This is a genomic window from Aquamicrobium defluvii, assembly GCF_004363725.1.
In the GTDB taxonomy this organism is placed as follows: Bacteria; Pseudomonadota; Alphaproteobacteria; order Rhizobiales; family Rhizobiaceae; genus Mesorhizobium; species Mesorhizobium defluvii.
In genome coordinates, this window is record NZ_SNZF01000018.1 from 57291 (window position 1) to 77729 (window position 20439).

22 protein-coding genes and 1 pseudogene are annotated in these 20439 nt (G+C 62.6%); 16 read left to right on the forward strand and 7 right to left on the reverse strand.

Translation table 11 applies throughout. The features are described from left to right. The first annotated feature begins 38 nt into the window (after window positions 1–38). From DES43_RS14260 to qatD, 5 genes are read left to right on the forward strand one after another with little or no spacing between them, the layout of a single operon-like run. Window positions 39–293, forward strand: a complete 255-nt coding sequence (locus DES43_RS14260) for a DUF2188 domain-containing protein (protein WP_035746488.1) — start codon at window positions 39–41, stop codon at window positions 291–293. A 42-nt stretch (window positions 294–335) separates the two neighbouring features. Continuing rightward, window positions 336–2318, forward strand: coding sequence for a Qat anti-phage system ATPase QatA (qatA, locus tag DES43_RS14265; RefSeq protein WP_035746473.1), 1983 nt, complete (start codon window positions 336–338; stop codon window positions 2316–2318). Then, window positions 2318–3205 carry a Qat anti-phage system associated protein QatB gene (qatB, locus tag DES43_RS23280; RefSeq protein ID WP_166647757.1) on the forward strand — a complete coding sequence of 296 codons (888 nt, stop codon included), beginning with the start codon at window positions 2318–2320 and terminating at the stop codon, window positions 3203–3205. The genes qatA and qatB overlap by 1 nt, the downstream gene beginning before the upstream one ends. Then, window positions 3202–4572 (forward strand): Qat anti-phage system QueC-like protein QatC, encoded by a 1371-nt coding sequence (gene qatC, locus DES43_RS14275; RefSeq protein WP_133675716.1) that lies wholly within the window; start codon window positions 3202–3204, stop codon window positions 4570–4572. Before qatB ends, qatC begins: the two co-directional genes overlap by 4 nt. Next, on the forward strand, window positions 4569–5324 hold the full coding sequence (gene qatD, locus DES43_RS14280; protein WP_035746477.1) for a Qat anti-phage system TatD family nuclease QatD: 756 nt from the start codon (window positions 4569–4571) through the stop codon (window positions 5322–5324). The genes qatC and qatD overlap by 4 nt, the downstream gene beginning before the upstream one ends. Window positions 5325–5463: 139 nt before the next feature. Here the strand turns inward: qatD and DES43_RS23285 are convergent, their stop codons facing one another. The 6 genes and pseudogenes from DES43_RS23285 to DES43_RS14310 all read right to left on the reverse strand — a co-directional run bounded on the left by DES43_RS23285 (window position 5464) and on the right by DES43_RS14310 (window position 8482). Then, the gene (locus tag DES43_RS23285) at window positions 5464–5634 is read right to left on the reverse strand and encodes a hypothetical protein (protein WP_342636618.1); all 171 of its coding nucleotides are present in this window, start codon (window positions 5632–5634) and stop codon (window positions 5464–5466) included. A gap of 11 nt (window positions 5635–5645) precedes the next feature. Further along, window positions 5646–5993: pseudogene (locus DES43_RS14290) on the reverse strand (IS6 family transposase); the annotation flags it as partial. Between the two features lie 131 nt (window positions 5994–6124). Further along, window positions 6125–7060: a YfdX family protein gene (locus DES43_RS14295; RefSeq protein WP_133675718.1), complete on the reverse strand. Its 936-nt coding sequence runs from the start codon at window positions 7058–7060 to the stop codon at window positions 6125–6127. 72 nt (window positions 7061–7132) lie between these two features. Beyond that, a complete protein-coding gene (locus tag DES43_RS14300; RefSeq protein ID WP_133675720.1) occupies window positions 7133–7624 on the reverse strand; it encodes an Hsp20/alpha crystallin family protein in 492 nt (163 codons plus the stop codon). Window positions 7625–7644: 20 nt separating this feature from the next. Beyond that, window positions 7645–8043, reverse strand: coding sequence for an Hsp20/alpha crystallin family protein (locus DES43_RS14305; protein WP_035747649.1), 399 nt, complete (start codon window positions 8041–8043; stop codon window positions 7645–7647). Between the two features lie 13 nt (window positions 8044–8056). Further along, entirely contained in the window at window positions 8057–8482 is a 426-nt protein-coding gene (locus DES43_RS14310) for an Hsp20/alpha crystallin family protein (protein ID WP_088239041.1), read from the reverse strand. 202 nt (window positions 8483–8684) lie between these two features. On the opposite strand from DES43_RS14310, the gene DES43_RS14315 reads away from it, so the two are divergent. The 11 genes from DES43_RS14315 to DES43_RS14370 all read left to right on the forward strand — a co-directional run bounded on the left by DES43_RS14315 (window position 8685) and on the right by DES43_RS14370 (window position 19657). Next, a complete protein-coding gene (locus DES43_RS14315) occupies window positions 8685–9116 on the forward strand; it encodes a MarR family winged helix-turn-helix transcriptional regulator (RefSeq protein ID WP_133675722.1) in 432 nt (143 codons plus the stop codon). A gap of 14 nt (window positions 9117–9130) precedes the next feature. Then, window positions 9131–10963 (forward strand): ATP-dependent zinc metalloprotease FtsH, encoded by a 1833-nt coding sequence (ftsH, locus tag DES43_RS14320; RefSeq protein ID WP_133675724.1) that lies wholly within the window; start codon window positions 9131–9133, stop codon window positions 10961–10963. A gap of 63 nt (window positions 10964–11026) precedes the next feature. Further along, window positions 11027–13921 (forward strand): ATP-dependent Clp protease ATP-binding subunit, encoded by a 2895-nt coding sequence (locus DES43_RS14325; RefSeq protein WP_133675726.1) that lies wholly within the window; start codon window positions 11027–11029, stop codon window positions 13919–13921. 77 nt (window positions 13922–13998) lie between these two features. Beyond that, window positions 13999–15141 (forward strand): flagellar biosynthesis protein FliA, encoded by a 1143-nt coding sequence (locus DES43_RS14330; protein WP_133675728.1) that lies wholly within the window; start codon window positions 13999–14001, stop codon window positions 15139–15141. 26 nt (window positions 15142–15167) lie between these two features. Continuing rightward, entirely contained in the window at window positions 15168–15815 is a 648-nt protein-coding gene (locus DES43_RS14335) for an HdeD family acid-resistance protein (protein ID WP_067995432.1), read from the forward strand. Between the two features lie 211 nt (window positions 15816–16026). After that, window positions 16027–16647: a hypothetical protein gene (locus DES43_RS14345; protein ID WP_133675730.1), complete on the forward strand. Its 621-nt coding sequence runs from the start codon at window positions 16027–16029 to the stop codon at window positions 16645–16647. A gap of 1 nt (window position 16648) precedes the next feature. Beyond that, the gene (locus DES43_RS14350) at window positions 16649–17209 is read left to right on the forward strand and encodes an NADH dehydrogenase ubiquinone Fe-S protein 4 (RefSeq protein WP_133675732.1); all 561 of its coding nucleotides are present in this window, start codon (window positions 16649–16651) and stop codon (window positions 17207–17209) included. Window positions 17210–17242: 33 nt separating this feature from the next. Continuing rightward, window positions 17243–17995 (forward strand): rhomboid family intramembrane serine protease, encoded by a 753-nt coding sequence (locus DES43_RS14355; protein ID WP_035747555.1) that lies wholly within the window; start codon window positions 17243–17245, stop codon window positions 17993–17995. Next, a complete protein-coding gene (locus DES43_RS14360) occupies window positions 17986–18828 on the forward strand; it encodes an SDH family Clp fold serine proteinase (RefSeq protein WP_035747556.1) in 843 nt (280 codons plus the stop codon). The genes DES43_RS14355 and DES43_RS14360 overlap by 10 nt, the downstream gene beginning before the upstream one ends. A gap of 52 nt (window positions 18829–18880) precedes the next feature. After that, on the forward strand, window positions 18881–19303 hold the full coding sequence (gene trxC, locus DES43_RS14365) for a thioredoxin TrxC (protein ID WP_035747562.1): 423 nt from the start codon (window positions 18881–18883) through the stop codon (window positions 19301–19303). Window positions 19304–19360: 57 nt separating this feature from the next. Continuing rightward, the gene (locus DES43_RS14370; RefSeq protein ID WP_133675734.1) at window positions 19361–19657 is read left to right on the forward strand and encodes a cation:proton antiporter domain-containing protein; all 297 of its coding nucleotides are present in this window, start codon (window positions 19361–19363) and stop codon (window positions 19655–19657) included. Window positions 19658–19660: 3 nt separating this feature from the next. On the opposite strand, the gene DES43_RS14375 is transcribed toward DES43_RS14370, so the two are convergent. After that, a complete protein-coding gene (locus tag DES43_RS14375; RefSeq protein ID WP_088233893.1) occupies window positions 19661–20386 on the reverse strand; it encodes an IS6 family transposase in 726 nt (241 codons plus the stop codon). Window positions 20387–20439: the final 53 nt, after the last annotated feature.

The following is a 20439-nucleotide window of genomic DNA, read 5'->3' on the forward strand; positions in this document are numbered from 1 at the left end:
TGCGTATAGTTCATATATGTGACATCCCAGCCGAGTCAATGAGAGGAGAGGGGGCAGTGGCCGACAGGTACGTTACCAAACATCCGAAGGGTTGGGCAGTGAAAGCCCCTGGAGGCGAAAGGGCGAGCAGCGTTCACGCCACGCAGCGCGCGGCCGAGCAGGCAGCAAAGCAGACGGTTCGCAATCTCGGTGGCGGCGAAGTCCGCATTCAGGGGCGTGATGGTCGCTGGCGGGATTCTGACACCGTGCCGCTGGGCAATGACCCGAACCCGCCCAAGGACAAGAAGCACTAGGACCGAGGCGGCATCGCCACATTTCCAGCTTGGGAGCCCACGATGATCCTGACCGACAACGAGACCAAGGTCGATCTCCTCAACAATGAGGCGATCGCCGCGACGATCATCGAGCTCCTTCGCGATAGGCCGGATCAGCCGGTGACCGTTGGCGTCCATGGCGATTGGGGTGCCGGCAAGTCGAGCGTTCTGGAGATGATCGAGGCCGGTTTCGAGGGCGAAGCGAAGGTCCTGTGCCTCAAATTCAACGGCTGGCGCTTCCAAGGCTTCGAAGACGCCAAGATCGCTCTGATCGAGGGAATCGTTACTGGTTTGGTCGAAAAGCGGCCCGCCCTCACCAAGGCAGGCGAAGAGGTAAAGGCTGTTTTCCGTCGAATCGACTGGCTGAAGGTCGCGAAGAAGGCAGGTGGTCTCGCGTTTACTGCGTTCACCGGTATCCCGACACCAGAGCAAATTCAGGCTATCGTGGGGACGCTCGAAGGAATTCTTGATGATCCAGCAAAACTCGCCACCAAGGAAAATGTCGCAGCCGCCATCGACGGTGTGAAAGACTTGTTGAAGCCGGCCGGTGAAGGCGGATCGACTAACGTGCCCGAAGAGATCAACGCCTTCCGCAAGGCGTTCGACGGTCTCCTCGACAAAGCTGGCGTCGAGCAACTGGTCGTTCTAATCGACGACCTTGATCGCTGCCTTCCCGACACGGCAATCGAGACGCTCGAAGCTGTGCGCCTCTTCGTCTTCACGTCACGCACCGCGTTTGTCGTCGCCGCCGATGAAGCGATGATCGAATATGCGGTGCGCAAACATTTTCCTGACTTGCCTGACACGACTGGGCCGCAGACCTATGCCCGAAACTATCTGGAGAAGCTGATCCAGGTGCCGTTCCGCATTCCGGCTCTCGGTGACACCGAGACACGCATCTATGTGACGCTGCTGCTCGTGGGCGCAGAGCTCGGCGATGTTGATCCGGCCTTCAACAGCCTCATTGACGTCGCCCGCGAGCGGCTGAAGCGGCCATGGACATCTGGCACGCTCGATGCTGCCACCGTTAAGACGGCGCTGGGCGACAAAGCCCCGCGAGCGAACAGCGCTCTGGCACTCAGCGATCAGATCGGGCCGATACTCGCCAGCGGGACCAAGGGGAATCCGCGTCAAATCAAACGATTCCTCAACACACTGGTCTTGAGGCAGCGAACCGCTGAAGCCCGCGGTTTCGGCGATGACGTCAAGCTTCCCGTTCTCGCCAAGCTGATGCTCGCCGAGCGGTTCCTCCCGCGCCTGTTCGACCAGATCGCCGCTGCCGCCGCTACCGCACCGGATGGCAAATGCTCCGATTTGGCGGAACTTGAAGCAACCGCAAACGGCACGGGAAACGACGAGGAAAAGGTGAAACCGGCCAAGGCAGCAACCGGCAAGGGCAATGCGGCGGATAAGGCCGCACCCAAGCCGGTGGCCCCGAAAGCAGCTGACAGTGCGCTGTTGGGCGAGTGGCTTTCGTCGCCCACCATCAAGGACTGGGCCGCGGTGCCAACCAAGATAGGCGACGAGGATCTCCGTCCCTATCTGTTCGTCGCCAAGGACCGTAAGGACTATTTCGGCGCCGCCTCTGTGCTCGGACACCTGGCTACCGTCGTCGAGCAGCTCTTCGGCGGGAAACTCGCGGTCCAGGGTCTCGAAGGCGATCTGAAGCGCCTCGCGTCTCCCGAAGCCGCCAAGGTCTTCGAGGCGGTGCGCGGGCGTATCGTCGGCAGCGACATCTTCGAGACCGAGCCGGCCGGCGTGGACGGCCTAGCCGTCCTCGTCAAAGCTCACCCCACTCTTCAGGGCGATCTCCTCGACTTCCTCGAAGCGCTTCCCCAAGGCCGACTGGGACCGTGGGCGTGCAGAGGATGGGAGAGCGCGCTCAAGGACGTCGAAGCCACGCAGCGATTTAATCGGCTACTCCAGATCTGGGAAAAGGATGGTGGAGCGATGCTCAAAGCTGCGGCCAATGGCGTGTTGCGCACGCGCCAAGGAGTACGCTGATGGGCACGTCCAGCGCTTTCGGCGGCCAGGGCGGCGGCACGCCGCTCGTCCCGAGTTGGCTCGGCAATGAAGGTTCGCCGCCCGCCGCGCCAGACGGAGCCACACCTCCCAACGGCGGCGGCGCGCCACCTGCCCAACCGCCCGCCAGACCACCGGCACCTCCCGAAAGGCCGCCCGTTCCCCCGACGGCGGACCCAACACGCTTCTCGGCGGCCCGTGGCAATTTCTCCCGCTTCGCCGGCTCCGGCGGAGACGATCGCAAAGCCCTCGGCCGAGCCGTATCTCATTATGTCGGATCGTCTTCGGGTGGGGCGCGAACGGCAGCAGCCCGGATGGGGTCGGCGCGCGGCGCCGGCAGCCGCCTCCTCGGCTTCCTGTCGGACGCGGCAAGGCGTGGCGCGACCGAGGCGCTCCGCGCCCTCAATCTCGGCGCGCTCGCCGGCCGGCCGATCGAGGAGATATTCCTGGGGCTGGCCGACTATGTGTGCCCGGACGGCGGCACCATCGACGAAGGCATCGCCAGGGAGGCGTTCGTCGAGACGATTGCCGACCTGGCTGGCGCGGGGATAACTGACCTCGACAGCCTAACTCCCGACCAGATGCAGACTGTCTTCGAGCTCTATGCGACGAACGCGATCGAGGCCCGGCTCTGCAACGACATCGGTTTGAAGGCGGTGAGCCTGCCCTCCGACAGCCGCCAAGCGGCGCGGGTCCAGGCGCAGTTGAACGATTTCATCCGGCGTGCCGTCGCCGACGCTCTGACGACGGCACGCGCGGCCGTCGCCGCACTGACGCCCGATCGCGTACTCGCCTTCGTCGGCGGCATCTACGAGCAGGCGTTCGGCATCCTGCAAATCATGGGCGACGCCGAAGCGGAGGGAGCATGAGACGACACGTCATCATTGGTCGCTACGGTCTGGGCGACCGCAGCCGGTTGTCACTCGGCGACGGCGAGATCGAAACCCGCCTCGACCTGGTCGTGGGCGAACGCACGCTCGATCACGGGATCGGCCATGCGCTGGGCGATCTGGTTCGGCTCGGCCTCTATCCAACCGAGATGGGCGTGGACGTCTTGGTTCTCGCCGCCCACGTTCACGTCGCCGACACTCGCGTGTCGCGCGATAGCGAGTCCCAGGACGGCTGGACACGGGAACTTCGCCTGATCGTGCCAGTTTCCGATCCCGATCGATGGACGTCGGCGGCGCCGACGTTTGAGAGGATGCTGAATTTCTTGACCGGAGATCGCTGGTCGCTCGGGTTCCGGGCGCGGCCCCGTCGTTTCGCGCGAGTCGTGCCGACGGTGCCTGGCAGGCTCATCGGTCCACCCTTCAATGATTTGGCGCTCTTTTCCGGCGGACTCGACAGCTTGATCGGCGCCATCGACGCGCTCGAAGCCGGCCGCACGCCGCTCCTCATCAGTCATGCCGGCGAGGGCGCGACGAGCGACGCCCAGACCACGATCTTCGATGCGTTGAAGGCGCACTATCCGGCCAATGCTTTCCAACGCTTGCGGCTTTGGATGGCCTTCCCCGACGGCTTCATCCGTGGAACCACCGCTGAGAACACCACGCGCGGTCGTTCCTTCCTCTTCTTCGCCTTGGGCGTGTTCGCAGGCAGCGGGCTCGACGGTCCGTTCACGCTGAATGTGCCCGAGAACGGCCTGATCGCGGTCAATGTGCCGCTCGATCCTCTCCGCCTCGGCGCGCTGAGTACGCGGACCACGCACCCGTTCTACATCGCCCGCTGGAACGACGCGCTCACCGCTCTGGGCATCGCGGGCTGCATCGAGAATCCCTATTGGGACAAGACGAAGGGCGAGATGGTGGCCGCATGCGCCAACGGGGCGCTGTTGACGCGCCTTACGCCGACGTCCTTGTCTTGCGCGTCTCCCACCAAGGGACGCTGGCAGGGGCTCGGCACGCAGCATTGCGGATATTGCCTGCCATGCCTGATCCGCCGCGCCGCGCTTCTCAAAGGACTTGGTCCCGGCGCCGACTCGACCGTCTACACGCTCGACGACCTGGCCGCCCGCATTCTCGACACGCGCCAATCCGAGGGCGTACAGGTCCGGTCCTTTCAACTCGCGATCGAGCGGCTCCGCGCCAGGCCCGCCTTGGCACCCATCCTCATTCACAAACCCGGCCCGCTCTTCGATGAGTCTCCGACTCGCCAAGTGTCGCTGGCCGACGTCTATCGCCGTGGCCTCGAGGAAGTGGGCGCTCTGTTGACTGGGGTGAGGACACAGCCCGGATGAGCGATGAGGTCCCTCTCGGCGGCGTCGATTTCCACTGCCATCTCGATCTCTATCCCGACTTCGAAGCCGCGATCGCGAAAGCGGAAGCGGCGCGAGTTTACACGCTGACCGTCACCACCACACCGAAGGCTTGGCCGCGCAATCACCAGCTGACGCGCGCCACGCGCTATGTGCGCGCCGCACTCGGTTTACACCCGCAACTCGTGGCGGAACGGGCCGGTGAACTGGCACTGTGGGAACGGCACCTGCCGGAGACGCGCTATGTCGGCGAGGTCGGTCTCGACGCCGGTCCTCGATTCTACAAATCGCTCGACGCTCAGAAGCATGTGTTTCGCGCGGTCCTTGAACGATGTGCCGAGGCCGGTGGCAAGATCCTCACCGTACACAGCGTCCGCAGCGTACCGGCGGTGCTCGAAATGATCGAGCGCCATCTCCCGCAAGACCGGGGAGCCGTCGTTTTGCACTGGTTCACCGGAACCAAGGCCGAGGCCCGGCGTGCTGCGGCCCTCGGTTGCTATTTCTCTATCAACGCCGAGATGATGCGTTCGGATCGCGGCCGTGCGCTTGTCGCCGAGTTGCCCTTGGATCGGATCTTGACCGAAACGGATGGACCTTTCACCCAGATCGACGGTCGGCCTGCCGCGCCGGCCGATGCGCCGAAAGCGGTCATAGCAATCGCACACGCACGCAAATTAGATCCAAGCGTGATTGATAGGGCAATCCAGTCCAACCTGAAATCGCTGCTACGATAGGCTATAGCCAAGAAGCAGCCTATGATCGCCGAGAGATTCCACCTCTGGAACGGGACGGGATGAGGACAGGACAGGTTGCCTCGGGCTATTTATATCCACGAATAGCAGAGCTTGCTTCCCAGGCTGAAACAGCGCTAGGTCAGATGTTTGTCTGGCCTCGTTCCGATAGCAGCGCCAGAAGGGTCGGATTGATGTAGAGGTTTTCCCGCCCGACCCTTACTTCTTCCAGCAGTCCTTCAGAGACCATCGCCTTCAGGTGCGCTGCCGCTGTCTGGCGTTTGGCGACGCCGGAATCGACGAGATTGCTGATCCGGCAATAGGGGTTTGCAGCAGAGCATCGAGAACGTAGCCGTCAGCATCAACGGCGCGCCACAGCCAGTACTTCTTGCCTTTGATGGAGACGACCATCTCATCGAGATGCCACTTGTCGGCAAAGTTGCCGCGCGAGCGTCGCCGGAGTTGATCGGCAAATTGGTAGCCGAACTTTGCGGTCCATTCGCAGACAGTCTGAAACGAGACATCGATCCCGCGCTCGGCAAGCAGGTCTTCAACATCGCGCAGGCTCAACGGGAACCGATAATAGAGCCATACCGCATGGGCGATGATCTCGGCAGGAAAGCGGTGGCGTTTGTAGCGCGAAGCCGTGTCCACGTTTGAAAGCTTTGTCATCACCGGCGGATATCACCCAGATCAATCCATATCCGTTAAGGCGACGCCACCCATCGATCGTTCCTCAGTCTTCCTGCGAAAGAGCCCCGCCGCTGGTCTCGTTTGCGGCGGGCTCCATTAGAGGTTCTCTTTTATTTGAAGATGCGCGTTCGAAGTTCCTCGAACCGGGTCGCAATCGTTTCGAAGATCCCTCCGGTATCCTCCTGCGCCTCAATCTGACGGTCCAACTCATCCAGCGCCTCATGCAGATCCTCGAAATCGCTTTCGCGGCCGTAGCCGAGCGCTTCGGCGATTTCGAGTTCCTGGCGTGCCGCCTCAACATAGTCGGCGGCCGTCAGATCGGCATCTTCAGTAGCGGCTTTGTCGTTTGCCGCCTCACCGTCGTCATTGAGCAGAGCTTTGGCCTTCTCGATCATCGCTACGGCTCTGAGCGGAGGCAGGGCGATCACTGTTTCGGTCACCACCTGGGTGCTCAGTGCGGCGTTGAGTACCGTCATCGCTTCGTCGGTCTTTCCGTCATCAAGCAGTGCCGTCGCTGCGAGGATCGCGTCGGGATAGGTCGCAAGCGGAAGGCTGGTTGTCCGGATGACAACCTCGGACGCGAACCCGCTCAGCAGCGGTCTCGCTTCCTGGAACTTCCCATCGTCGACCAAGTCCTCGATCTGTTTGCCGAGTTCTCGGACGGCTTCGACGCTGCCCAGAACGTCATAGGTGAAATGATTGATCCGTACGGGCGCCAAAGCGAGATCCGGTTCACGCGCCACGACGGTCTCGAGCTTCCCCGTGGCCAACGCGAGCGCAGCAATCGCCGCATCTGTATCGCCCTTCTCGATCGCGGCGATCGCAGCGTTCGTTTCATCGAGCGCGTCGACCGCCTCCTGGATCAGGGCGGTGCGTTTATCGGCGAGTTGTGAATCGGTTTCGGCGGTCACGCTCTCTTCGACCTGCTCCCGGTTGACCGCCTGCGCTTCAGCTTCCGCCTGAGCCGTATCCTGAGACCAGGAAGGGCCGGCGCTGACAATCAGCAGGGCCAAAGCTGTTCCCGCGTAAAGACTCCTGAGTTTCATCAGTCTGTTCCTTTCGGGTGTGATTGGTTCTACGGCGGTTTCGCCGCAGAGTTGGTACGATCAATGCCCGGCTCAGGCCTCCTTGACCGCGATTTTCCTGACCTTGGCCTGCGCCTCGGGACTCTGGGGCAGCTTGATCGTCAGAACCCCGTTTTTGAAGGATGCTTGCGCCTTTTCGCCATCCACACCGGGGGGGAGCGGAATTGTCCGGTAGATCGCGCCGTAGCTGCGCTCGGAGAGATAGTATCCCTTCTTCTCCTCCTTGCGCTCGATCTTCTTCTCCCCCTTCACAGTCAACATGTCATCGTTGACCGTCACCTCGATGTCCTTCATCTCCATGCCCGGCAGCTCGATCGATACTTCGATCGCCTTGTCGGTCTCGACCACGTCGGATTTCGCTTCGCCGCTGCCAAAGGGCCATTCGAAATGACCGACACGGTTCCAGAAGTTCTCGAACACATGGTTCATTTCGCGCTGGAGTGTCGCGATCGGGTTGTCTTCGCTGCTCTTGGCATCTGGCGCGCCGTCCTTGCGCGCCCAGGGGATGAGGTCTTTGATCTGCATGATATGGTCTCCTTCGGTTTTCAGGCGCCCTTGACGACGATCCTTTTCGGCTGCGCTTCAGGGGCTCGGGGGAGCGTCAGGGTGAGGACGCCGCCACGCATCTCGGCTTCGATCCTGTCGGGGTCGAAATCCTCGGAAAGCGTGAAGGCCCTCTCGAAATCACCCTCGCCATATTCGGCATAGGCAAGTTTCAGGTTTTCTGGCCGCATCGGCTCAACCTTGCCGCGGATCGTCAGCACGCGGTTTTCTAGTGTGATTTCGACCGCATCGGCGGCGACCCCAGGCATTTCAAGCATCATGGAGACACCCTGATCTGTCTCGACGATATCGGTCAACGGGCGGTAGATGCGTCCGCCGCCGGTGGTCTCGGGCGAGTCGGTCGGCGTCTTTTCGGCGGCTTGCGTGATGTCGGTGCTCATCGTTCCAGCTCTCTCAGGCTGCCTTGATCTCGATTTTCTTCGGCTTTTCTTCCTCGGGCCGGGAGATGACGATCCGCAATACGCCGTTCGTCATCCTCGCCTCGACCTTGTCATCCGAGGCCGCGAACGGCAGGCGGATAGTGCGGGAAAACCTGCCGAAACCGCGTTCGTTGCGGTGCCAGCGCGCACCGTCGGGAACCTCGGGCGCCTTGCGTTCGCCCGAAAGCGTCAGGACGTTGTCCTTAACCGAAATCTCAATGTCGCCCGGTTCGATGCCGGGAAGTTCAGCGGTGACGGCAACGGCCTCGGAGCCTTGCCACACATTCACCGCCGGGAACGCCGCGCGGGACGGGGGCCAGAAGCCGCGGTCGAGATCGCGCATCATGGAGCGCATCAGCGCGAAGGGATCGCTGCGGCGCAGATATGTCGGATAGAGCATTGCTGGCCTCCTGTTGCTGATCGATGCCCCCGAACCGGCGGCATGGTCCGACCGGGCAACGGTGCCGGCTGGATGTCGGTTCGGAGACCGCCCATCAAGATAGGTGGATCCATTTATTATGCAAGCATGTATGATGCTTGCATTGCACTTTGGGTAGACCGCAGTCTATCCTGTTTCTCATGCAGACGGAGGAAAGATACCCTTGATCACTTCTGATCTCGCCCTGATCGGGACGACGATCCACCGGGTCGCGCAGCTCATCCAGCAGCGGATCGACCAAGACATCCGCGACAGCGGCCTGACCCGCCTGTCCTGGATGGCGGCGGCGCATGTCGAGGATGCGCCCGGGCTGACCATCGGCGATCTGGCCGACCGACTTGAGGTCGGCCCGGCCACTGCGGGCCAGCTCGTCGATCGCATGGTCCGGGGCGGCTGGGTCGAGCGGTCGCCCTCGCTCGACGACAGGCGGTCGCAGATCGTCACCGCAACGTCGAAGGCCCGGGCGATGCTGGAGGAACTCGCGCCGCGGCAATCGGCGCTCGAACATGAAATCCTGCAGGATCTGTCGGCAGACGAAAGGCGCATCCTGCTGGCGCTGCTCGAGCGGATCAGGGCGCGGCTCGGGCGCCAGTGAAAGGGACAAGCGGCATGGAAAGGAAGACCGAATATAACATCTGGTACTGGGTGGTGGCTTTCATAGCCGTGCTTTTCATCCAGAACCTGATCGCCGGCTGGCAATCCGTCGCGCCGATCAGCTACAGCCAGTTCGAGAGCTATCTCGAGGATGGCAGGGTCGCGTCCGTCGCGGTCGGCGCGGACACCATCACCGGCACCTTCACCGACCCCGTCGACGGCAAGAGCCAGTTCGTCACCACGGTCGTGGATCCCGCGATCCTGCAGCGGATCGACCGCTCCGGCGTCGAGATCACGGGCGTTCCTCAGAACACCTTTCTCGGCACGCTGATTTCCTGGGTGGCGCCAGCGCTTGTCTTCTTCGGAATCTGGATGCTGCTGTTCCGCAAGTTCGCCGACAAGCAGGGCTTCGGCGGGTTCATGCAGGTCGGCCGCAGCAAGGCCAAAGTTTACATGGAAAAAGAAACCGGCGTCAGCTTCGCCGACGTGGCCGGTGTGGACGAGGCCAAGGCCGAGCTCGAGGAGGTCGTGGAGTTCCTCAGGAACCCCGCCGAATACGGAAAGCTGGGCGCACATATCCCCAAAGGCATATTGCTCGTTGGGCCGCCGGGCACCGGCAAGACGCTGCTGGCCCGCGCGGTGGCGGGTGAGGCGGGCGTGACCTTCTTTTCGATCTCGGGCTCCGAGTTCGTCGAGATGTTCGTGGGCGTCGGTGCCGCGCGGGTGCGCGACCTCTTCGAGCAGGCTCGGAAATCCGCGCCGGCGATCATCTTCATCGACGAACTCGACGCTCTCGGGCGGGCGCGCTCCTCCGGCCAGATCGCCGGTGGCCATGATGAGCGTGAGCAGACGCTGAACCAACTTCTGACCGAGCTCGACGGCTTCGACCCTTCTGTGGGCATCGTGCTCCTGGCCGCCACCAACCGGCCCGAGATCCTCGATCCCGCGCTGCTGCGCGCGGGCCGCTTCGACCGGCAGGTGCTGGTGGACAAGCCCGATAAGAAGGGGCGCATCCAGATTCTCGGCGTGCACATGAAGAAGGTGACGCTCGCACCGGACGTGGACGCCGAGAAGGTCGCGGCCCTGACCCCCGGGTTCTCGGGCGCTGACCTCGCCAACCTCGTCAATGAGGCCGCGCTCCTGGCCACGCGCCGCAAGGCTGATGCGGTGACGATGGACGACTTCAACAATGCCGTGGAGCGTATCATCGCGGGGCTGGAGAAGAAGAACCGCGTTCTGAACCCGCGCGAACGCGAGATCGTGGCGCATCACGAGATGGGGCACGCGCTGGTGGCGATGGCTCTGCCCGGCACGGATCCGGTGCACAAGGTCTCGATCATACCGCGCGGAATTGGCGCGCTCGGCTACACCATCCAGCGCCCGACCGAGGACCGCTTCCTGATGACGCGCGAGGAGCTGGAGAACAAGATCGCCGTCCTCCTCGGCGGGCGCGCGGCCGAGAAGATCGTCTACGACCACCTCTCGACCGGGGCGGCCGACGATCTGGTCAAGGCGACCGATATCGCCCGCGCCATGGTCGCGCGTTACGGGATGGACGAAGACCTCGGGCATGTCAGCTATGACACCGATCGGCCCGGCTTTCTCGGCACCGGCGATCAGGCGTCCTGGCTCAACCGCCGCTACAGCGAGGCCACGGCCGAGCGAATGGACCTAAAGGTGCGCGACATCGTGGATGGCGTCTTCAAGCGCACCCTCACCCTTCTTGAAACCAATCTGGATCTTCTCGAGCAATCGGCGCAAGATCTCCTGCAACGGGAGACACTGGACGAGCCCGATCTTGTGGCAATTGGGTCCAAGGTGAAAAGAACGGAAGCGGTCGCTGCGTGACACTGTCACTGGCGCAGATGATCGGCGGACAACCCTGACTGGATAGAGAAACGGAGAAGACGAATGGCAAACGGAGCTTGCGATATTTGCGGTCGGCCAGCGACGGCGCGCGTGCGCGCCTCGGTGAACGGCAGGGTTCAGAACATGGAGCTGTGCGATCAGCACTACAGCGAAATAGCGCGCCGGTCGGGCCGCAGCGCATCGCCGCTGGAGTCCCTGTTCGGGCGGCGTTCCCTTCTTGACGAATTCTTCGGCGAGAGCGGTTTCGGCAGCCTCTTTGGTGACAGTCCGCTGCGAGGCGGCACGCTCGGCTCTATGGGTGATGGCGACGACGCTGTCGTCGACGCCACTTTCGGCGAGGGCGCGCCGCGGCGTGGATCGCGGCGCGGCGGCGGACGCACCATCGCCGACCGGCTGAGCGAACAGGGCAACAAGCTGCTGCAGGATGCCGCACAGAAGGCCGGGGAATTCGGGCGCAGCGAGGTCGACACCGAACATCTGCTTCTGGCATTGACCCCGTCTGACGTCGTCAAGACGATCCTCGAACAGTTCAAGGTCGATGTGGACGATCTGCGGCGCCAGATCGAGAAGGAAGCGAAGCGTGGAGACGCCAAGACGGAGGGAGAAATCGGCGTAAGCCCTCGCCTGAAGGACGCGCTGAACCGGGCCTTCATCGCCTCGAACGAACTCGGCCATTCCTATGTCGGTCCCGAGCACCTTCTGATCGGACTTGCCGAGGAAGGTGAAGGCCTGGCCGCGGCGATGCTGCGCAAGCTGGGGTTGACGCCGCAGGCGCTGCGTCAGCAGGTGACGAAGGTGGTCGGCAAGGGAGCCGAGGAAGGCCGCGTCGAGACTCCGTCGAACACCCCCGATCTCGACCAGTTCAGCCGTGACCTGACGAAGCTCGCCCGCGATGGCAAGCTCGATCCCGTCATCGGCCGCGCCCGCGAGATCGAGACGACGATCGAAGTGCTGGCCCGCCGGAAAAAGAACAACCCGGTGCTGATCGGCGAGCCCGGCGTGGGCAAGACCGCCATCGTCGAGGGACTTGCACAACGGATCGTCGCGGGCGAAGTGCCCGAGGCGCTGCGCGACAAGCGGCTGGTCGAGCTCAACATCAACTCGATGGTGGCCGGGTCGAAGTATCGCGGCGAGTTCGAGGAGCGAGTCCAGAAGATCCTCAAGGAGATCACCGAGGAGAAGGACAGCCTGATCCTGTTCATCGACGAGATGCACACCATCGTCGGCGCCGGCCAGGGCGGTGGCGAAGGTGGTCTCGACATCGCCAACACCTTCAAGCCGGCGCTGGCGCGGGGCGAGCTGAACCTGATCGGCGCGACGACGCTCAACGAGTACCAGAAATACATCGAGAAGGACGCGGCGCTCGAGCGACGGTTCCAGCCGGTTTATGTGGACGAGCCCACGGTCGCACAGACGATCATGATTCTGCGCGGGCTGCGCGACACGCTCGAAAGCCACCACAAGGTGACGATCACCGATGAGGCGATCATCGCCGCCGCGGAGCTTTCGGATCGCTATATCACCGGTCGCTTCATGCCCGACAAGGCGATCGACCTGATCGACCAGGCCGCGGCGCGGGTGAAGATCTCGGCCACTGCGCGGCCCGTGGACGTGCAGGAACTCGAAGCCGAGGTCGCGCAGATCAAGCGCGAACAGGACTATGCCGCAGCCCGCAAGCAATTCGACCGAGCAGCAGAACTGAAGAAGGAGCTGGAGCAGAAGCAGAAGGAGCTGGACGAGCTTCTGGAGATCTGGAAGCGCGATCAGGCTTCGGCGACCACCGAGGTGCGCGCCGATCACGTCGCGCAGATCGTCTCCAAGATCACCGGCGTTCCGGTCACGGACCTGACCACCGAGGAGAAGGACAAGCTCCTCAAGCTCGAGGAGAAGCTGCACGAGCGCGTCATCGGCCAGGAAGAAGCGATCCGCGCCGTGGCCGATGCGGTGCGGCTGGCGCGTGCGGGTCTGCGCGATGGTTCCGGTCCGACTGCGACCTTCCTGTTTCTCGGGCCAACCGGGGTTGGCAAGACGGAACTGGCCAAGACGCTCGCGGAGGTGATCTTCGGCGACCAGGATGCGCTGATCCGTATCGACATGTCGGAGTATGGCGAGCGCCACTCGGTTGCCCGGTTGGTTGGCGCACCTCCGGGCTACGTCGGATACGACGAAGGCGGGCAGCTGACGGAGAAGGTGCGCCGTCGGCCCTACTCGGTCGTGCTCCTCGACGAGATCGAAAAGGCGCATCCCGATGTCTACAACATCCTGCTTCAGGTGTTCGACGATGGCCGCCTGACAGATGGCAAGGGCCGCGTGGTGGACTTCACTAACACCATCATCATCGCCACCTCGAACCTCGGTTCGGACATCATCCAGCGCAACCTCACGAAACGCGGCAGCAGTGAGTTCGACGAGGCCAAGCAGAAATCCGAACTGATGGAGGTGTTGCGCGGTCATTTCCGGCCAGAGTTCATCAACCGGATCGACGAGATCATCGTCTTTCATTCGCTGAATCAGTCGGAGATCCGCCAGATCGTCGAGTTGCAGCTCAACCGGGTGAAGCGGACCGCCCTTACCCAGGGCGTCGAACTCGAATTCGACGTGAGCGTCGTGGATCACTTCGGCGCGGTCGGCTTCCGCCCCGAATTCGGCGCCCGCGAGCTGCGCCGGCTGATCCGGTCGGAGTTGGAGACCGAGTTGGCCCGCGAGATGCTCTCCGGGCGGATCGAGGATGGTGACAAGGTCCGCGTCGCCTGGTCGGAAGACGAACAGAGGGTCATGTTCGAAAAGATCGTAAAGGACACCGGTGACGACAGCCCGGACGATCAGGCCAAGGCCGGGATCGAGGAGCCCAGCGAAGTTGCCGAAGACAGGACGGACGTTCCGAAGCCCAGCGTTGGGGATGAGGTGCAGTCCAAGGACGACAAGTCCGCCGAGTGACAGCGCAAAAGACTGGCCCGGCGCGATATCGGTCGCGCCGGGCCATCTCTTCGGAGAGTTATAGGAAGGTCCACGGCATGAACGTCATTAGATCATTCCGCAATCTCGACCGGCACGGCCAACAGCGCGCGCCTGAGGTCATCGAGGAGGAGGTGCGGCAACTTGAACCGCACCTTGCGCGCTTTCGCGAGGATCTGGTCCGGCTCGAAGTCGTTGCCTCGCAGACGAGGGGCAAGAAACGCATCAAAGTCAGCCTGCGCCTGCAACTGCCGTCGGGCGTGATCGCGGCGCGGGAAGAGGGATTCGAGATCGAGCCTGTCCTGCGCAAGGCCTTTGCCGACCTGCGCCACCAGGTCGATCGGCATGTGGCGCGCCTCAAGCACGAGCCTGAATACAAGCGTCCCGCCCGCCGGCGCCGGATCGGCGCCCCGCTGCCGCCCGCGCGGGATGCGGCGGAAGCGGACCGGCGCCAGCTCTTCTTTGACCTGATCGAGGATCATCTCGATACGATCTATGACACCGTCAGGCGCGAGTTGACCTATCTCGAATGCAGCGGATCGGTACCGGAGGGATATCTGAGCGTTCGCGGTCTCTTCGATGCGACGATCCTCAAGGGGCTGGCCCGCTTCGAGGATCGGCCTTCGGAGTTTTCCGTCGGCGACTGGCTGAAACGGCTGGCTTTTGAGACCATCGAGGAAGAATCCCGCGCCGCCCGCCGCGCCGTGCCTGAGGATGCCGCCTCCATCGAGGCGGAACCCGAGGCCCCGGCGGAGGATCCGACCGAGGCGGATCAGGCGATGTTCGAGTTCTACCAGCCCGACGAAGTGCTGATGCTGGAGGACCTCCTCGCCGACGACGGCGGCACAGACCCCGAGAGCCAAGCGGATCGGCATAAGATCGCCATGGTGCTGCACCGGGCAATCGCCGATCTTCCGTCGGTCGAACGCCGCGTTCTCTATCGGCTCCACCTCGACAACGCTACGATCGCGGAGACGGCAGACCTTTTCGGCCTGACCGAGACAGTGGTCGCCGAGATCGCAGAAAATGCGGGCGCGACACTACGCGCGAGGCTTGCCGAAGCCGGGTTGGTCAGAGATCCATCAGGCCGCGCGCCCATCGAACGGGAAATCGCTCACACGCAGCGTCTGCCTCAGCCGATCGAGGATCGCCGCCGCGTGGCCGCCGCCCTAACCGGCGAGGAGGCCGGCTCCGACACCTGACATGGAACTGAATAGGAGATCGACCAATGACCACAGCCTCTGAAAACCCGACTGACAAGATGCAGTACATCCTGTGCAGCCTGTCCCGGAATTGGTGGGCATTCGTGTTACGCGGCGTGCTCGCATTGATCATCGCAGTGCTAGCCTTCGTCATGCCTGCGGAAGCGCTTCTGGCGCTCACGCTGGTCTTCGGCGCGTTCGCCTTTGCCGACGGCGTGTTCGGCCTCGTCGCCGCGATACGTAACATCCGCAAGGGCGAACGCTGGGGCTGGCTGATGTTCAGCGGCATTCTGGGCATCGCCACGGGCGTCGTCGTGGTTGTCTCGCCTTTTGTCGCGACGCTTGTGCTTGCGACATTCCTCTGGGCCAGCATCGCATTCTGGTCCGTGTTCTCGGGTGCCCTCGAGATCGCGGCAGCGATCCGCCTGCGAAAGGAAATCAACGGCGAAATCTGGCTGATCCTGAGCGGCCTTCTCTCGGTCGTTCTCGGTGTCGTCGTGACCTGGATGCTGCTGACGCGCCCGGTCGAAAGCTTCCTCGCGCTCGGCTGGCTGATCGGCTTCTACGCCGCGGTCTTCGGGGTGATGATGATCCTCCTCGGGCTACGGCTTCGCAAGGCGGATCGTTCGGACGGTGCGGCCTTCGATGACGCTCCCCCATCGGCAAAGGCGTGAGGTGCCCTGTGGTGGATGACGGGCGACTTGCCGGCGAGGAGGACGATTTCACCCGATGGGACGAAACGATCTTCGACCGTTGCCTGAGCACCGGCTTCAATCCGTTCGGCAGCGGTCCGACGCCAATCTTCCTGCGGCACCGGGACGCAGAGGCGCCGGACGCCGATGCAAAGCCGTGCATGCCACCTGACACCGAAAATGCGAGGTGCTGATGTCGAACCGCCTGCCTGACTTGGCATTTGCTGCTGCGGCCGCTGCCTTGGGCATCGGCATCGTTTTCGTTTTTCGTTCGATGTATCTTGCCGAAGACATACTGCCTTTCGCGCAGGAGATGACGCTCATCTTCCTCGGCGCTGTCGTGACGATCATTCTGACCGCGGCGCTTCTCAATCGCCAGACCGATCTCGAGCTTCGCAAGGAAGGAAGGGTCATCATCCTCCAGCAGCAATGCGACATTTACATGGCCTGCATCGAGAAGGTCGCAGAGATCGTGGAAACCGCAAGGCACGATGCGAAGCTGATCGATGAACTGCGTGTTCTCAGCCACAAGCTGGCTGTGGTCGCGAGTGCAGGGGTCGTGTCCAGCTTCGAGCAGGTACTGGAGAGCTTGCAGTCCGGTTTTGCTGACGGCACGCTCTCGGACGGGGACGGAGAGGGCGTGATGAATGCCGTCGCCGATCTCACGATAGCGATGCGGTCGGACGTCCTGCACGCTGCTGCCTTTCCTTCGGAGAACACCGAACGCGCCGTTCGCCTGAATTCGAGGCGAATGGAAAAACTCGGCGATCTCGAACGTCACCTTCTCGTATCCACCGACTCCCGGGAGAACTGATATGCGCGGCCATAATCGCCCACCATTCCCGCCGAAAATTCCCGGAACCGATCTGCCATCCTGGGACGTGCCGACGGCAATCATCTACCGTCCTGCCCGTTCCGCGATGACATCGGCGCCTCGGCCCAACTACTGGGTCCTCGAGTTCGAGCCGTCCCGGCCGCCGCAGATCGAGCCGCTGATGGGATACACGTCCAGCGGCGATCCCTATCGTCCGATCCGGCTGAAGTTTCCGGATCGCGACAGCGCCGTGGACTTCGCAGAGCGGCAGGACTGGCATTATGTCGTGCGCGAGGACGCTGGGGGAGCCCGGATGGCGAACCCTTGGGCGGGTGAGACGCGCCACCGGCTGCACAGGGGCGTCGATGCCCCGGGAGCCTTCCGGGTCCCGTTCCGCCCCGATCGCCGCCTCTCAAGAGGCGTCCAGCATGAGAGCACGGCCGACCCGTCTACCAGCGACAGGGAGAGTTTCGATCCGGTCCTCGAAGCCTCGCTCGAATCCTTCCCGGCCTCCGATCCGCCGGCCTGGACGGGCGTGACGATAGCCGGGAAAAAACAATGAACGGAATGTCTAGCGCGAACGAGGATCTGCCGCTTGTTTCCCTATCTTGACAGCGTCGCGCGCCGCTACCCGCCCGTCATCGTATGGGCGGTCATCGGCATGAGCGTCCTCGCGTTCCTCTATCAGACCAGCCTGCCGCCGCGCGTGCTGGACTGGTTCCTGTTCGAGTTTGCGCTGGTGCCCTCGCGCTTCTTCGGACAGCTGAGCCTCGTCGCCCCGTCCGACTGGACCCCATTCCTGACCAATATCTTTCTGCACGGCGGCTGGCTGCACCTCATCTTGAACATGTGGACGCTCTGGATCTTCGGCCCCGCCGTCGAAGATCGGCTTGGACCGGGTAGATTCACGCTGTTCTATCTGTTCTGTGGTGTGGCGGCCGGACTGGCTCACGCGCTGGCGAACCCCGACTCAGTCGTTCCCGCGCTTGGCGCGTCGGGGGCGATCGCGGGCGTGATCGGTTGCTACGCACGCATGTTTCCGGCGGCTCGGCTGGTGGTGATCGTGCCGATTCTGTTCATTCCCCTCTTCTTCGAAGTGCGCGCGGTCATTTTCGCGATGATCTGGTTCTTCATGCAGGTCATTCCCGGCTTTCTGTCGCTCGGCGGCGATCAGGCCACGGGCGGGATCGCCTGGTGGGCGCATATCGGCGGGTTTCTCGCCGGTTGGATTGTCACGCCACTCCTGCGAAGGCGGGCAGCCACCTATCGCCATTATTATCGCGACGAGGGCATCTATGGCTTTCTGCCGGATGGCCGACGGGAAGGGGGACAAGGTCCATGGACATAATGCAGCTTTTCTGGCTGTTCTTCATCTTCTCTGCGCTGCAACCGGTGCTTCAGCGCAGATATCTGGAGGCCATGCGCACCCGCAAGATCGCCCAGATCGAGAAGAAACGCGCCAGCCGCGTCATCTCGCTGATCCACCGGCAGGAGACCATGAACCTGCTGGGTTTTCCCCTGATGCGCTACATCGACGTCAACGATTCCGAGGAAGTCCTGCGTGCGATCCAGATGACCGACGACGAGGTGCCGCTCGATATCGTGCTGCACACGCCGGGTGGGCTGGTGCTGGCAGCAACCCAGATCGCTCGGGCCATTCAGGGCCACAAGGGCAAGGTCACAGTGTTCGTGCCGCATTACGCGATGTCGGGCGGCACGCTGATCGCACTCGCTGCCGACGAGATCGTGATGTGCGAGCATTCCGTGCTGGGCCCCGTCGATCCGCAGCTCGGCCAGTTGCCTGCTGCCTCGCTGATCAAGGTCGTCGAGGAGAAACCCATCGCCGAGATCGACGACCAGACGCTGATCATGGCCGATGTCGGCCGCAAGGCCATCGCGCAGATCGAGGCGTTCGCAAAACACCTGCTATCCGACAAGATGGACGAGAACCGCGCGGCTTCCGTGGCGGCGAAGCTGGCGACAGGCACCTGGACCCACGATTATCCCATCTCTGCCGATGAGGCCCGCGACATGGGCCTACCCGTTGCAACGGACATGCCCAAGGAAATACTTGAGCTGATGACGCTCTATCCGCAGCCGGTTCGGCGCCAGGGCGGTGGCGTGGAATACCTGCCCGAGCCGCGGCAGCGAGAGGCGCGCCGCGCCATATCTACGCGCTGAACGCTTGCATCAGCCGGCCGCCAGGACCGGCTCGTCAACGAAAGGATACAGAATGCCCACGGTCGCTTGCCCGCAGTGCAATTCCACCAACAGGGTGCCGCAAGAGCGCCTGACCGATAATCCCAATTGCGGACGCTGCGGCGCGCCTCTCTTTCAAGGCAGACCCGTCACGCTTACCGCGGCTAATTTTGACCGTCATGCGAATGCCGGACTTCCCTTGCTCGTCGATTTCTGGGCCGACTGGTGCGGGCCATGCAAGATGATGGCGCCCCAATTCGAAGCGGCGACGCGCTCGCTCGAACCCCGTGTCCGCCTGGGCAAGCTCGATACGGAAGCCGAACAGCAGATCGCCGGCCGTTACGGGATCCGTGGCATTCCCACCATGATCCTCTTCAAAGGCGGCAAGGAAATCGCGCGCCAGAGCGGCGTGATGTCTGCCGCCCAGATCGCGCAATGGGCGCGCTCTCACGTCTAGAAATTGCGGGTAATGGCCTTTCCTGCGCCATGCCATCAGGAGAAGAAGGAGAAGAACATGCATGGCGTGACCGGATTTGTTGAAAGTGCGGCCTTGTTGGTCTTTGCCGCGTTCGTGCTCGTGACGATATGTTCACGGATCGGCGTGCCCAGTATCGTCGGTTACATTCTTGCCGGCATAGTCATCGGACCTGCCGGCCTCGGCCTGATTGCTGAGAGCGCTGCCCTGAGCAGCATTGGCGAGATCGGAGTGGTACTCCTGCTGTTCGCGCTTGGCCTGGAATTCTCGTTCGAGAAGCTCGTAAGGTGGCGTCGCCTTAACCACGCCGAGGACGCGATGATTGCTTCGGGGTGAGTTTCACGCCTCAAGCGGCAAGCAGATTTCCCGCCAGGTCTTGATGGCGTGGGCACGGAGTTGGCGATGATCGGCGGCGGTTAGGTGTTTTCGATGAAGATGGAAAAGATTAGCGATCTGGCCGTGGGTTGAGACGAAGCGCTGGCATTGTCGCGCTGACTTGAACCGCATCATGCGCCGCTCTCGTCGTCGCACATGAAGGTGTGAATTCTCGGCGCGGTTGTTGAGCCCTTTATGTGAGCGATGCTCGACACCTGGCATGATCTCGCGCTTTGCTGCTTCGTAAGAGCGCAACTTGTCGGTTACCATCACGCGCGGCGTGATGCCCTGGCTCTTCAGCAGCTTTCGCATCAGTCGAAGAGCGGCCTTTCTGTTTCGGCGGCTTTGCAGCAGAGCATCGAGAACGTAGCCGTCAGCATCAACGGCGCGCCACAGCCAGTACTTCTTGCCTTTGATGGAGACGACCATCTCATCGAGATGCCACTTGTCGGCAAAGTTGCCGCGCGAGCGTCGCCGGAGTTGATCGGCAAATTGGTAGCCGAACTTTGCGGTCCATTCGCAGACAGTCTGAAACGAGACATCGATCCCGCGCTCGGCAAGCAGGTCTTCAACATCGCGCAGGCTCAACGGGAACCGATAATAGAGCCATACCGCATGGGCGATGATCTCGGCAGGAAAGCGGTGGCGTTTGTAGCGCGAAGCCGTGTCCACGTTTGAAAGCTTTGTCATCACCGGCGGATATCACCCAGATCAATCCATATCCGTTAAGGCGACGCCACCTT

What these genes read in the sequence shown, in the direction of transcription:
- DES43_RS14375 (WP_088233893.1), bottom strand. Translation starts at nt 20,386, where the DNA reads ATGACAAAGCTTTCAAACGTGGACACGGCTTCGCGCTACAAACGCCAC.
- DES43_RS14370 (WP_133675734.1), top strand. Translation starts at nt 19,361, where the DNA reads ATGCATGGCGTGACCGGATTTGTTGAAAGTGCGGCCTTGTTGGTCTTT.
- DES43_RS14310 (WP_088239041.1), bottom strand. Translation starts at nt 8,482, where the DNA reads ATGCTCTATCCGACATATCTGCGCCGCAGCGATCCCTTCGCGCTGATG.
- DES43_RS14360 (WP_035747556.1), top strand. Translation starts at nt 17,986, where the DNA reads ATGGACATAATGCAGCTTTTCTGGCTGTTCTTCATCTTCTCTGCGCTG.
- DES43_RS14295 (WP_133675718.1), bottom strand. Translation starts at nt 7,060, where the DNA reads ATGAAACTCAGGAGTCTTTACGCGGGAACAGCTTTGGCCCTGCTGATT.
- DES43_RS14260 (WP_035746488.1), top strand. Translation starts at nt 39, where the DNA reads ATGAGAGGAGAGGGGGCAGTGGCCGACAGGTACGTTACCAAACATCCG.
- qatA (WP_035746473.1), top strand. Translation starts at nt 336, where the DNA reads ATGATCCTGACCGACAACGAGACCAAGGTCGATCTCCTCAACAATGAG.
- qatD (WP_035746477.1), top strand. Translation starts at nt 4,569, where the DNA reads ATGAGCGATGAGGTCCCTCTCGGCGGCGTCGATTTCCACTGCCATCTC.
- DES43_RS14335 (WP_067995432.1), top strand. Translation starts at nt 15,168, where the DNA reads ATGACCACAGCCTCTGAAAACCCGACTGACAAGATGCAGTACATCCTG.
- DES43_RS14350 (WP_133675732.1), top strand. Translation starts at nt 16,649, where the DNA reads ATGCGCGGCCATAATCGCCCACCATTCCCGCCGAAAATTCCCGGAACC.
- DES43_RS14330 (WP_133675728.1), top strand. Translation starts at nt 13,999, where the DNA reads ATGAACGTCATTAGATCATTCCGCAATCTCGACCGGCACGGCCAACAG.
- DES43_RS14305 (WP_035747649.1), bottom strand. Translation starts at nt 8,043, where the DNA reads ATGAGCACCGACATCACGCAAGCCGCCGAAAAGACGCCGACCGACTCG.
- DES43_RS14345 (WP_133675730.1), top strand. Translation starts at nt 16,027, where the DNA reads ATGTCGAACCGCCTGCCTGACTTGGCATTTGCTGCTGCGGCCGCTGCC.
- DES43_RS14325 (WP_133675726.1), top strand. Translation starts at nt 11,027, where the DNA reads ATGGCAAACGGAGCTTGCGATATTTGCGGTCGGCCAGCGACGGCGCGC.
- ftsH (WP_133675724.1), top strand. Translation starts at nt 9,131, where the DNA reads ATGGAAAGGAAGACCGAATATAACATCTGGTACTGGGTGGTGGCTTTC.
- trxC (WP_035747562.1), top strand. Translation starts at nt 18,881, where the DNA reads ATGCCCACGGTCGCTTGCCCGCAGTGCAATTCCACCAACAGGGTGCCG.
- DES43_RS14300 (WP_133675720.1), bottom strand. Translation starts at nt 7,624, where the DNA reads ATGCAGATCAAAGACCTCATCCCCTGGGCGCGCAAGGACGGCGCGCCA.
- qatC (WP_133675716.1), top strand. Translation starts at nt 3,202, where the DNA reads ATGAGACGACACGTCATCATTGGTCGCTACGGTCTGGGCGACCGCAGC.
- qatB (WP_166647757.1), top strand. Translation starts at nt 2,318, where the DNA reads ATGGGCACGTCCAGCGCTTTCGGCGGCCAGGGCGGCGGCACGCCGCTC.